Origin of the sequence: Methylobacterium sp. Leaf399 (assembly GCF_001424525.1) — a bacterium.
GTDB lineage: Bacteria > Pseudomonadota > Alphaproteobacteria > Rhizobiales > Beijerinckiaceae > Methylobacterium.
Genome location: NZ_LMQK01000035.1, coordinates 114,782 through 126,798, shown reverse-complemented (window position 1 = coordinate 126,798; position 12,017 = coordinate 114,782). Strand labels below are relative to the sequence as shown.

The 12,017-nt window shown below is 69.0% G+C and carries 11 protein-coding genes; 6 read left to right on the top strand and 5 right to left on the bottom strand.

Annotated features, from left to right (window positions below):
• The first annotated feature begins 18 nt into the window (after positions 1 to 18).
• Together ASG40_RS19920 and zwf are read left to right on the top strand one after the other, a co-directional pair.
• Positions 19 to 1,497 carry an efflux transporter outer membrane subunit gene (locus tag ASG40_RS19920; RefSeq protein ID WP_055889808.1) on the top strand — a complete coding sequence of 493 codons (1,479 nt, stop codon included), beginning with the start codon at positions 19 to 21 and terminating at the stop codon, positions 1,495 to 1,497.
• A gap of 91 nt (positions 1,498 to 1,588) precedes the next feature.
• Positions 1,589 to 3,085, top strand: a complete 1,497-nt coding sequence (zwf, locus tag ASG40_RS19915) for a glucose-6-phosphate dehydrogenase (protein ID WP_055889943.1) — start codon at positions 1,589 to 1,591, stop codon at positions 3,083 to 3,085.
• Here the strand turns inward: zwf and ASG40_RS19910 are convergent, their stop codons facing one another.
• From ASG40_RS19910 to ASG40_RS19900, 3 genes are all read right to left on the bottom strand, one after another.
• Complete coding sequence (locus ASG40_RS19910; protein ID WP_055889805.1) at positions 3,086 to 3,862, bottom strand: restriction endonuclease; 777 nt, start codon at positions 3,860 to 3,862, stop codon at positions 3,086 to 3,088.
• Between the two features lie 353 nt (positions 3,863 to 4,215).
• Entirely contained in the window at positions 4,216 to 4,716 is a 501-nt protein-coding gene (locus ASG40_RS19905; RefSeq protein WP_055889802.1) for a MucR family transcriptional regulator, read from the bottom strand.
• A 544-nt stretch (positions 4,717 to 5,260) separates the two neighbouring features.
• A complete protein-coding gene (locus tag ASG40_RS19900; RefSeq protein ID WP_055889800.1) occupies positions 5,261 to 5,905 on the bottom strand; it encodes a class II aldolase/adducin family protein in 645 nt (214 codons plus the stop codon).
• A gap of 323 nt (positions 5,906 to 6,228) precedes the next feature.
• On the opposite strand from ASG40_RS19900, the gene ASG40_RS19895 reads away from it, so the two are divergent.
• From ASG40_RS19895 to ASG40_RS19880, 4 genes are all read left to right on the top strand, one after another.
• Positions 6,229 to 8,904 carry a bifunctional acetate--CoA ligase family protein/GNAT family N-acetyltransferase gene (locus ASG40_RS19895; protein WP_055889797.1) on the top strand — a complete coding sequence of 892 codons (2,676 nt, stop codon included), beginning with the start codon at positions 6,229 to 6,231 and terminating at the stop codon, positions 8,902 to 8,904.
• Positions 8,905 to 9,089: 185 nt separating this feature from the next.
• On the top strand, positions 9,090 to 9,299 hold the full coding sequence (locus tag ASG40_RS19890) for a cold-shock protein (protein ID WP_055889794.1): 210 nt from the start codon (positions 9,090 to 9,092) through the stop codon (positions 9,297 to 9,299).
• Between the two features lie 113 nt (positions 9,300 to 9,412).
• Positions 9,413 to 9,784: a DUF6481 family protein gene (locus tag ASG40_RS19885; RefSeq protein WP_274533844.1), complete on the top strand. Its 372-nt coding sequence runs from the start codon at positions 9,413 to 9,415 to the stop codon at positions 9,782 to 9,784.
• A gap of 182 nt (positions 9,785 to 9,966) precedes the next feature.
• Positions 9,967 to 10,164: a hypothetical protein gene (locus ASG40_RS19880; protein ID WP_055889782.1), complete on the top strand. Its 198-nt coding sequence runs from the start codon at positions 9,967 to 9,969 to the stop codon at positions 10,162 to 10,164.
• A gap of 99 nt (positions 10,165 to 10,263) precedes the next feature.
• Here ASG40_RS19880 and ASG40_RS19875 read toward each other — a convergent pair whose 3' ends face one another.
• Together ASG40_RS19875 and ASG40_RS19870 are read right to left on the bottom strand one after the other, a co-directional pair.
• Complete coding sequence (locus ASG40_RS19875) at positions 10,264 to 10,800, bottom strand: Dps family protein (protein WP_055889940.1); 537 nt, start codon at positions 10,798 to 10,800, stop codon at positions 10,264 to 10,266.
• A gap of 137 nt (positions 10,801 to 10,937) precedes the next feature.
• Positions 10,938 to 11,828, bottom strand: a complete 891-nt coding sequence (locus ASG40_RS19870) for a L,D-transpeptidase (protein WP_055889780.1) — start codon at positions 11,826 to 11,828, stop codon at positions 10,938 to 10,940.
• Between the last annotated feature and the right edge of the window lie 189 nt (positions 11,829 to 12,017).

Sequence of the window (12,017 nt, the reverse complement as noted above, 5' to 3'; positions counted from 1 at the left end):
CGCGCCCGGCTGGTGCGGATGGCCGCCGTCCTCGCGCTGGCCCTCGCGACCTCCGGCTGCCTCGTCGGCCCCGATTATTCCCGTCCCTCCGTGGAGACGCCGCTGGCGTTCAAGCAGGGTGGGGCCCGCGAGGATAGCGTTGCCCATGTCGCGGGCCGCAAGGGCTGGCGCGCCGCGCGCCCGAACGACGGGGCCGAGCGCGGCGATTGGTGGCGGGTGTTTCGCGATCCCGCCCTCGACCGGCTGATCCGCCTCGTGGACGTGGACAACCAGAACCTGCGCGTCTCGGTGGCGACCTACGATCAGGCCCGCGGCTTCGTCGCCCAGGCCCGCGCCGCCCTGTTCCCGACGGTGATCGGCGCGCCGAGCATCGCCCGGTCCCGATCTTTGGGCTCCGAGCGCACCTCCGTATCGCTCCAGGGCCAGGCTTCTTGGGAGCTCGACCTGTTCGGCCGCATCCGCCGCACCATCGCCAGCGAGGTCGCCACCGCTCAGGCCACCGCCGCCGATCTCGCCGCCGTGCGCCTGGCGATCCAGTCGGAGATCGCCACGAACTACCTGACGTTGCGGTATCAGGATTCGCTGCAGCGCCTGTTGAACGAGACGGTGGAGGCCTACCGCAAGAGCCTCGCCATCGCGGAGAACCAGTACAACGTCGGCGTAGCGGCCCGTTCGGACGTGATCACGGCCCAGACCCAGCTCCAGACCACCCAGGCCCAGGCGATCGCGGTGGGGCTTCAGCGCGCCATCTTCGAGCACGCCATCGCCACCCTGGTCGGCCGCCCGCCCTCGGAGTTGTCGTTGCCGGTCGGATCGCTGCCGACGAGGCCGCCGGCGGTTCCGGTCGGCATTCCGTCCGACCTTCTGGAGCGGCGCCCCGACATCGCCCAGGCCGAGCGGAACGTTCAGGCCCAGAGCGAGCAGATCGGCGTCGCGGTGGCGGCCTTCTATCCCACCGTGACCCTGTCGGCGTCGGGCGGGTTCTCCGGGGTCACCAGCAATGGCGTGTTCTCGGCCGTGAACCAGGTCTGGTCCATCGCCGCCAACGGAAGCCAGGCCTTCTTCGACGGCGGCGCGCGGTCGGCCGTCGTCCAGGTCGCCCGCGCCGCCTACGAGGCCAGCGTCGCCACCTACCGACAGACCGTCCTGACCGCCTTCGGAGAGGTCGAGAACGGGCTTGCCGGCGTGCGCATCCTCGCGCGCCAGCAGGCGGCGCAGGACCAGGCGGTGGTACTGGCTCGCCGGGCGGTGGAGATCACCCTGAACGAATACCGCGCCGGCACCCAGAACTTCACCACCGTCGTCACCGCCCAGGCCATCGCCCTCAACAACGAGGTCTCCGCGCTCCAGGTACGGCTGAACCGGTTCACCACGGCGGTGTCGCTGATCCGCGCCCTCGGTGGCGGCTGGGATGTGCGCAGCCTGCCGACGCAGGATGCGCTGACCCTCGTCCAACTGCCGATCGACGGCGGTTCGGCGGTGCGGACCGACGAATAGGCACCGGTCCGCGCCTTCGGGAACGGGGCCGGGCCGCAACCGTTTGACCGGCGACGGTGCCCGTCGCGGCATTCAGCGGATGATCGTCTCCATGCAGGACAGCGAAACCCCAGCCACCCCAGGCACGGGGCCGAGCGTGGCCCCGGCCTGCACCCTCGTCGTCTTCGGAGCCAAGGGCGACCTGACGCAGCGCTTGCTGATGCCGGCCCTCTACAACCTCGCCGGTGCCGGTCACCTGCCCGCCGGCTTCCGGGTGGTCGGCGTCGATCACAACGAGAACACCGACGCCGGCTGGCGCGAGGCCCTGACCGAGACGATGCAGGAGTTCACCCGGGACGACACGGCGGAATTCCATCCCGACCGCATCGACGAGGCCACTTGGCGCTTCGTGTGCGAGAGACTGCGGTATCTCACCGGCGACTTCGATGCGCCCGAGACCTACCGGGCGTTGGACGGGATCCTCGACGGCAGCGCGATCTTCTATCTCGCCGTCTCGGCCCGCTTCTTCGGCCCGGTGATCGACCATCTCGGGGCGGCCGGTCTCCTCGACGAAACGGATGGCCGCTTTCGCCGCGTAGTGGTGGAGAAGCCCTTCGGCAGCGACCTCGCCTCGGCACGGGCCCTCAACGCCCGCATCCTGAAAAGCGCGCGCGAGGAGCAGATCTTTCGCATCGATCATTTCCTCGGCAAGGAGACCGTGCAGGGCATCCTCGCCCTTCGTTTCGCCAATCGGCTGATCGAGCCGGCCTGGACCGGCGAGCACATCGATTTCATCGAGATCACGGCCGCCGAGACCATCGGCGTCGAGGGACGCGCCCGCTTCTACGAGACCACCGGGGCCCTGCGCGACATGGTGCCCAACCACCTGTTCCAGCTGCTCTGCATGATCGCCATGGAGGCGCCCGCCTCCCTCGATGCCGAGGCGGTGCGGGACGCCAAGGCCGCGCTGATCGCCGCGATCCGGCCGGTGCCGGTCGGCGACGCGGTCCGCGGACAATACGGTGTCGGCCGCGAGGACGGCCGACCGGTGCCGGGCTATCGCGACGAGGCCGATGTCGCGGCCGGCTCGCTCACCGAAACCTACGTCGCCCTTTCGCTCGCCATCGATACCCCGCGCTGGCAGAGCGTCCCGTTCTACCTTCGCACCGGCAAGCGGCTCGCCCGGCGCCGGACCGAGATCGCGATCCACTTCAAGCGGCCCCATGCGGAACTGTTCGGGACGGGAGCGGCACCCAACGTCCTGCGGCTCTTCGTCGACCCGGGATCGGGGCTTGCCGGATCCCTCAACGTGAAGCGCCCGGGACCCGCGACGGCCCTCGAGCCGGCCGTCGCCACCCTGAACGGATCGGCCGACGCCGTGCCGGGGGTCGGCTACGAATCGTTGCTGTTCGATGCCATGAAAGGGGACGGCAGCCTGTTCCAGCGAGCCGACATGATCGAGGGCGCCTGGGCGGTGGTCGATTCGCTCATCGCCGCATGGAAGGACGCTCCGGTGGCGGATTATCCCGCCGGCAGCGACGGACCCGTCGCTGCGGATACGCTTCTGAACCGTCGGGGCCACGCCTGGACACCCTTGCCGGCGGAGTGATCAACGATCCTGCGCCACCGCGCGGCGGATCGCCGACAGGTCGAGGTCGGTCAGGTCGTCGTGGTGCAGGAGGAGCACGTCGGTGGCCGCGGCGAGCTTGCGCGCCGCGGGCGTGAAGCCCGCGTTCGTGACGACCGCCGCGAGGTCGCCCGACCAGTACCGCGCCGCGCAAGCCGCCTCCTGCACCGCCGCGTTGCCGATGGGCCGGCCATGGCGCTTGCATTGCACCACGAGGCGAAGCCCGTCCCTTTCCGCCACGATATCGGCGCCCTGGTCGCCGCTGGCCGGGGTCGTGCGCGCCTGCCAGCCCGCCGCGCGCAGGCGCCCCGCGCAGTGGCGCTCGTAGGCGATTCCCTCCTCGGGGACGTCGGTCTCGTCGGGCAGGTCGACCCGTTCGGCCACCGCCTCGACGACCTCGAGGATCTCGGCCCAGCGCGCCTCGCCCTCCTCGCCGAGCCCGCGCGCCTCCAGGCGCGGCAGGATCGTGCGCTCGGCGAAATACGCGCGCTCACGCTGCCAGCCGTCGCGGATCGTGTTGCCGTAGGCGTCGACGAAGCACTCTTGCCGTCGGCGAAGGGCCAGGGTGCGGGCATGGGGCGAGGCGATCCGCCGGACGAGGCGGCGCAGGCGTCGCGGCCGGTCGAGATGGCGCAGCAGGACCAGCGCGAGGCCCACTCCGGTCGCGGCGACGGCCGGCATTCCCCAGACGAACGCGGCGGCGCCTCCGATGACGGTGGTCCAGAACAGACGGGTGACGAGGGACGATCCGCCTGACATGACACTCCCGCAGCAAGCCTGTCGGCTTCCCCCGCGGGTTGCCCGACGACGCGTACCTGTCGAAGGGGATCTCATGCGCAGCGTTGCATCGGCGCTAATGCAAGACGACCGCGTCTGGGGACAACGGGCCGACGATCGGCGCGCCGGGAAGCCCGTCATCGCGGCGGGATCGTGAAAACGCCAATTCGTTCAAAGGGGATATGCCGGCGCCGCCGAGCGCGGACGACCGCTCGGCAAGGGGCGCCTTTCCTGTGGACATCGTCTGGAGCCGCTTCTGTGGCGATGCTCTGGACCGGCCCCGCTCACCCCCTTGGGGAGGTGTCTGCAGCCGCCGAGCCGAGGTGCGTGGATGGTCAGGCCGAGGCCGTTGGCTTCGCGCGTCGCGCACGCACCGGCGCATCGGGTGCCGCCGGTGTACCTTCCGTGGCGACGGGGGCGCGGGATTTCCGGCGCTGCTGGCCGAGCCCCATGTTCTTGGCGAGCTCCGACCGAGCCGCGGCGTAGTTCGGAGCCACCATCGGATAGTCGCTCGCGAGGTTCCACTTCGCGCGATACTCGTCCGGGGTCATTCCGTAGCGTGTCCGCAGATGCCGCTTGAGGGATTTGAACTTCTTCCCGTCCTCCAGGCACACGATGTGATCCGCCGTCACCGAGCGCTTGACCGACACCGCGGGGGTGAGCGGCTCGGGCTTCTCCTCGACGATGTCGCCCGCCAGGCGTGCGAGCGTCCCGTGGACCAGCGCGATCAGGGCGGGCAGCTCGACGATCGGAACCGAATTGTTGCTGACGAAGGCCGAGACGACGCCGGCTGCAAGCTCGATGTAATCCGCTCCCGTATCGATCTCGGCCTTCATTCTCAACTCCCGATAGTATTTTGTATACAATCTTTGGCCTGTATACGGCATCGAAATACGATGCGATGGCAAGCCTAGCGACAGCGTCTGTTCGATGCTCCTAAGATGTTCCAATTCAGAGCGCAAGAGGCGTAATATGAGGAATTGCGACTGTATTCTCTTTGTAAATGGAGGGCGGATCCTGTCGTGAGGCATCGTCATCGCCACACCATGCGGTCTGTGTCGATTTGCTGCATCGACGTGAACAACCCTCGGTGCCGATCACCGTGTAGCCATATCCCCACCTGGGCACTGCCTGATTTTCAAAGGTGGAGCGCCGGCTATCCATGGTCGTTGTTTGACAACTTGAGGTAGAATTTACCCGCCCCCAGATGTCGGGTCGGCGCGACGTGCCGGAACGTCCCGGCATCGCAAGCCTCGGGGCGAGGCCGGGGATCGCCCGGTGCATGCAAGGTCGAGGACCGCAACTCTGGCGTCCGGGGAGCCGTGTCCCGGTGCGGTCGGTCCTGATGGCCGTCGACGCGACCGGGCCTGTGGCGCCCGCCTATGCCGGGTCGCGGTGACGCGGTCCGTAGGACCTGAAGCGGTCGACCGTGCGGGCGATCTCTTCGTCGGGGAGAACGACCGGAGCCCCGACCTGCAGGGCCACCGCATACTGGCGGCACAGGGCCTCCATCTCGACGGCGAGCCAGAGCGCCTTGGCCAGCGTCGGGCCGGCCGCGATCATGCCGTGGTTGGCCAGGAGGCAGCCGTTGCGCGCCTCCATCGCCGCCACGGCGTGGTCGGACAGCGCCTGGGTGCCGTAGGGCGCATAGGGCGCGCAGCGGATCGTCGGGCCGCCGGCCGCGGCAATCATGTAGTGCACGGCCGGGATCGACCGACCGCAGATGGCGAAGGCGGTGCAATAGGTCGGGTGGGCGTGGACGATCGCTTCGAATTCCGGGCGTGCCGCCAGGATGTCGCGATGGAACCGCCATTCCGAAGACGGCGCCAGGGCATGGTCGTGGGTGCCCGCCATCGTCATCGGCACGATATCCTCCGGCCGCAGGGCATCCGCGGCGATGCCGGAGGGTGTCACCAGGAAGCCGTCGCCGTGCCGCACGCTGATGTTGCCGGCGGTGCCTTGGCTGAGGCCGCACGCGATCATCTCGCGCATCGCGCAGACGATGGATTCCCGGACCTCGACCATGGCTGCTCCGGCGCGGGCCCGGGCTGACGATCCACCCGGAACCCGACGCGCAGCCGCGCCTTAACGCACCGAACGCACGAAGGGGAGGGTCTGCGATGGCAGCCGGATGGATCAGTCTCGATGAAGTTGCGCGCCAACGCGCGATCAGCATGGAAGAGGCGCAGGATCTCGCGATCCGGATGAGGTGGCCCTGCATCTTCCGCCTTCACGAGACGCTCGTTCTGCCCGGTCTCTCGGCGTCCTGACCGACCCGACTCCCCGGAGCCCTTGCCTGCCCGGTGCAGGCGGGCGAGGGTCCGGCCCGGGCACGGGCTGACGAATCGATGAGTACATCCAGGTTCGACGCCCTGCTCGCGCCGCGATCCGTGGTCGTGGCGGTCGCCGATGAGACATCGGCCGCGCTCGGCCGGGGCATGGTCGCCAATCTACGGGCGAGCCAGTTTCGCGGCACGATCTCGATGGTGGGGGGAATCGTCGGCGACGCGCAGAGCGTCGCGTCCTTCGCCGAGCTCGAACCTCCCGATCTCGTCCTGATTGCCGCTCCGCCAACGGCCGTGCCTCGTCTGGTCGCGGAGGCCGGAGCGTGCGGCGCCAGGGTCGCGGTGGTGCTGACCGCAGACCGCGACGACGTCTTGTGCCGGGACGTCTGGGCTGCGGCCAAACCCTACGGGCTGCGGATCGTCGGCCCTGGCAGCATCGGCTTGTCCTCGCCGGCGGCCTGCCTCGATGCCAGCCTGTTCTCGAGAGCGCCCTCCGCGGGCGACCTGGCCCTGATATCGCAATCGGGAACGGTCGCGGCCGGCATCGTGGCTTGGGCCGCCAAGCGTGCGGTGGGTTTCTCGGCGGCGATCACTCTGGGCCAAGCCTGCGATATCGACGTCGCCGATTGCCTCGATTATTTCGCCGGCGACATTCACACCCGCGCGATCCTGCTGTCCATCGACGTGGTGCGGGACGCGGGTAAGTTCATGTCGGCGGCCCGCGCCGCGGCGCGGGCCAAGCCCGTGGTGGTCCTGCGCACCGGCCGGCATCCCGCCGCGATCACCGCCGCCGCGAGCCTCACCCACACCGGTGCCCTCGCGCGGCCGGACGCGGTCTACGAGGCGGCCTTTCGCCGGGCCGGCCTGCTCAGCGTCGGCAATCTCGATGCGATGTTCTCGGCTGTGGAGACGTTGGGCCGGCAACGCCCGTTTCCGGGACGGCGCCTGGCCATCCTCGCCAACGGCTACGGCATCGGGGCGCTCGCCGCCGATCAGCTCGCCGATGGTGGTGGCACCTTGGCGCCGCTGGAGGCCAATCCGGTCGATCTCGGGATCGGGGCGAACGCGCCCCACTACGAGACCGCCCTGTCGCCTCTGCTGGCCGACCCGGCCGTCGACGCGATCCTCGCGATCCATGTCCCCACGGCCCGTTCCGACAGCGCAGCCGTGGCCGAGGCCATCGCGGCGACGGTGACGACGGCGCGAAGCCGCGAGGGCCGCAGGAAGCCGGTGTTCGCAGTCTCCCTCGGCGAAGACGAGGCGGCGCTGGCGGCCTTCGCCAAGGCGGGCATCCCCCGCTTCTCCACCGATTCGGATGCGGTGCAGGGTTTCCTGCATCTCGTCCGCTACCGGGAGGCGCAGGACGACCTCATGCGCACGCCCGACTCGCTGCCGCGGGACTTCCTGCCCGACAGGGCGCGGGCTCGCACCCTGGTGGAAGCGGCTCTGACGGAGGGCTGCACCTGGCTCGATCCCGTCTCGGTGGCGGGTCTCCTTGCCGCCTACGGCATCCCAAGCCTGCCCGTGACGCTGGCGCCGGACGCGGAGGCCGCCGCCGCCGCCGGCTGGGCGATCATCGCAGCCGGCGGCACCGTCGCCCTGAAGCTCGTCTCGCCCGATATCGTCCACAAGTCCGACGTCGGCGGCGTGCGCCTCGACCTGACCAGCGAGGCCGACATCCGCGAGGCCGCCGCCGCCATCGTGGCCGGCGTCAGACGCTCGCGCCCCGACGCGCGGATCACCGGCTTCGCCGTCCAGCCGATGGTGAGGGCGGGCAAGCAGCGCGAGTTGATCGCGGGCCTCGCCGAAGACCCCGTGTTCGGCCCGGTCGTCGTGTTCGGCCGCGGCGGCACCGCTGTGGAGGTCATCGACGACAGGGCGCTCGGCCTGCCGCCCCTCGATCTGCGTCTGGCGCAGGATCTCATCGACCGCACCCGTGTCGCCCGGCGCCTGGCCGCATACCGCGACGTGCCGGCGGTCGACCGCCATGCGCTGGCCCTCGTCCTCGTGAAGCTCGCCCAGCTCGCCGCCGACCTGCCGGAGGTGCGCGAACTCGACATCAACCCGTTGCTGTCGGATGCCGATGGGGTCGTCGCCCTCGACGGCCGGGTCATGATCGCGCCGCAGGTCGTCCGGGCCGGAGAGCGCCCGCGCGGGGCCCATCATCCGCGTTTCGCCATCCGCCCCTATCCGGTGGAGTGGGAGCGATCGATCGCCCTGAAGGGCCGCGCGATCCGGGTGCGCCCGGTGCGGCCGGAGGACGAGGCGCTGTTCCACGACTTCTTCGCGCAGGTCAGCGCCGAGGATCTGCGGCTGCGCTTCTTCGCGCCGGTGCGCGACTTCAACCACGCCTTCCTGGCCCGCCTGACCCAGCTCGATTACGCCCGTGCCATCGCCTTCGTGGCGCAGGAAGCGCAGACCGGGACGATGCTGGGTGCCGTGCGGCTCCACGCCGACGCCAACCATGTCGCGGGCGAGTACGCGATCCTCGTGCGCAGCGACACGAAGGGGCTCGGCCTCGGCCATGCCCTCATGAGGATGATGATCGACTGGGCCAGGACCGAGGGGCTCGAGCGGATCGAAGGGTCGGTGCTGCGCGAGAACCGCCCGATGCTGGCGGTCTGCCGCCGCCTCGGGTTCACGACCAAGGCCGACCCCGACGATGCCGGGGTGATGAAAGTCGAGCTTGTTCTTAAGGCATTCGTCAATAAATCCGCCGTCTCCGATCCTCGGCCGTAAAAGGTTTGCAAAATCGATCCCGAGAGGCTATGTCTGTCAGACTGATTTGCGCCAGGTTTTCGGTTGTGCGGCCCCAAAAGGCCGGTTGTCCGTCTCTCTCTCTCAACATCGGTAAAGCGGACGAAGCCTGCGCAGATCCCGCGCGGGTTGTCCGAGAACTATGCCCGCAAGGGCGAAGGATGATTATGGCTGTCGGTACTGTTAAGTGGTTCAACGAGCAAAAGGGTTTCGGGTTCATCCAGCCGGATGGCGGCGGAAACGATGTTTTCGTGCACATCTCGGCTGTCGAGCGCGCCGGCATGCGTGGCCTCGCTGAGGGCCAGAAGGTTTCCTACGAGATGGAGACCGACAAGCGCAGCGGAAAGCAGTCCGCCGGAAACCTCCAGTCCGCGTGAGCCCATCGGGCCTCCGGGCCTGACGTCTCGAAGGCCGCTCTCCCCCACGGGAGAGCGGCCTCCTTCGTTTTCCAGGGCAGGCCATGTGCCGGCTCTCCAAACCAGGACCCTGTGTGAGCCAATTCAACGAAAACTCGATGACCGATCGCCTCAAGGCTCAGGCCGAGGCCCGCGAGGCTGCGCTTGCGCGCTTTCGTGCCCGCCCGCCGGCGGACGATCCCGAGGTCGTGGCCCGAAAGGCCGAGCGCGCCGCTGTGGTCCGTGAGCGCGAGATCCGCGTCGCCGCCCGCGAGGCTGCCCGCCTCGAGATGGAAGCCCAGCGTGTGGCCGAGGCCGATGCAGAGCGCGAGCGTCTTGCCGCCGCCGCTGTGCAGGAAGCCGCCGACAAGATCGAGCGCGCCAATGCCGCCCGTCTCGAGCAGAAGGCCCAACGCGACGCGCGCTACGCTGCCCGGAAGGCCAAGGCCGGCAAGACCCGCAAGTAGGACCAACTCCCTGGAGGGTCGACCCGCCGTTTGCGTGGCGCGTCGGCCTCGAAGGGCGGGACCCGCGTCCCGGTGGTCCGAGGGCAGGGGATGGCGCGACCTCTGCCGAATCAGGGCGGCGCTGGCTGTCCCGCCCAAGGGATCGGCCAAAGCCGTATCCTCACGATAAGGAAGAGATCGACATGTCCCATAAATTCAAGCTCGGCCAGCGTGTCCGCCGTTCGCGGATCGGCTATGCCGACGCCAAGACAGACACGGGGGACGTGTTCGAGATCGTCCGGCTCGTGCCGGAAGACCAGACCGGCGAGCCGTTCTATCGGATCAAGTCCGGCACCGGCGAGCGGGCGGTACGCGAAGGCGAGATCACCCCCGCCGCGTGAGCGGCCGGGGCACTCACCGTGTCCCGTGAAAAAGGCCCCGCGTCCCATCCGGACGCGGGGCCTTTTTCGTGTCGAAGGCGATCGGTCGCTCGCGTCCGATCAGTGGCCCGACTGCGTCGCCGTGCGGGTGATCTCGTAGAGGAACCAAGTGCGACGCTCGGCCTGGTCAATCCATTCCTCGAGGAGGCTGGTGGTCGACACGTCCTTGTGCTCGTCCGTGACCTCGTGAAACTCCCGCATGTTGGCGGCGAGCGTCTTGTTGTCGTCGCGCAGTTCCGCCAGCATGTCGATCGGCGAGACGTACTCCGCATCGTTGTCGGCCAAGCGCGACTTCGCCTTGGCCTCGCCGAGCGAGCGCAGGGTGGTGCCGCCGATCTTGCGGGCACGCTCGGCGACATCGTCGGTGATCGCGAAGATCTCGTCCGACTGTTCGTCGAGGAGCAGATGGTAGTCGCGGAAATGCGGCCCGCTCATGTGCCAGTGAAAATTCTTGGTCTTCAGATAGAGGGCGAAGAGGTCCGACAGCAGAACCGTCAGCCCTTCGGAAATCACCTTCGTCGCCTCTGGCGACAGGTCGGTGGGAGTGTTGAGGCGATCGGATTCGACGCGCGACCGCGCAGGATTGCTCTTTGCCATGATGCCTGGATCTCCGTGACGGGCGAGCGCCATCCGGCGACGCCCCTTCGTGTCAGGGGAAATCCGGTCGGCCGGTCCTAGGTTCCGCTTCCGGACAGTACGCCTCAGGGCCCGGCCCAGCTCCGACCCGCCGGCCGTCAGCCCAAGACCACCACACGAGTCCCGATCTCGACCCGGCCGTAGAGATCGATGACGTCCTGGTTGATCATGCGGATACATCCGGACGAGACGCTACGGCCGATCGATTCCGGCTCCAGCGTCCCATGGATGCGGTAGAGCGTATCCTTGTTGTCCTGCCAGAGGTAATGGGCTCGCGCACCCAGCGGATTGCGCGAGCCGCCCGGCACGCCGAGCCCGCTCTGCAGCTGCGAGACCTGGCGCGCCAGTTTCGGGGTGCGGGCGATCATCTCCTTGGGCGGATACCAATCCGGCCAGGCCTGCTTGGAATTGACCGTCGAAATGCCCGACCAGGAAAAGCCCTGCTTGCCCACGCCGACGCCGTAGCGGCGGGCGCGACCATTGCCCTGGACGAGGGTGAGATGATGCGCGCGCGGATCGACCAGGATGGTGCCCGCCGGTTCGCGGCCGGTGTAGGCGATGTCCTGGCGCAGGAAGGCCGGGTTCATGCGCTTGTAGTTGAAGGCCAGGACCGGGAACGGCTCGTCCGGGATCGCGGCATAGGCGCGGGCATAGTCGATCGGCCCGTTGTCGAGGGGCCGTGCCGCCGCGATCTTGTCCGCCGGCCTCGGCTCGGCGACCCGCCGCCGGGGGGCTGCCTCGGGCTCGAACTCCCGCGCCGAGGGAGCCGGCGCGGCGGTGCGCTCGCCGTAGGGAACGTAGGTGCCGCCGCGGCGGCGATACAGCCGTCCGGCTTCGTCGCGGTAGAGGCGGTCGTCGTCGAATGGCGGGTAGCCGTCGATGCCATCGGGGCCGACCGGACCGCCCTGCCCGAAGGCGGGGAGGGCCGCCATGGTCAGGAGGCTGGTGGCGGCACCGGAAAGGAGTGCACGGCGACTGGGATCGGTCATCGGAAATTCGTCATCGGTCAAGGGGTGGTCCGCGAGCGCCGCTCGGCGAACACATGCTCCTGCGGGGCGTAGCAAGGCGAAGCGACCTCGTCACGCCGGAACGGACCAAAAGCCGGGCTCCTCGGTATCCGCCGGCGCTTTTCGAAGAACACCGTGACCGAAAGGGCAACGCATCGACGTTCGCGATGT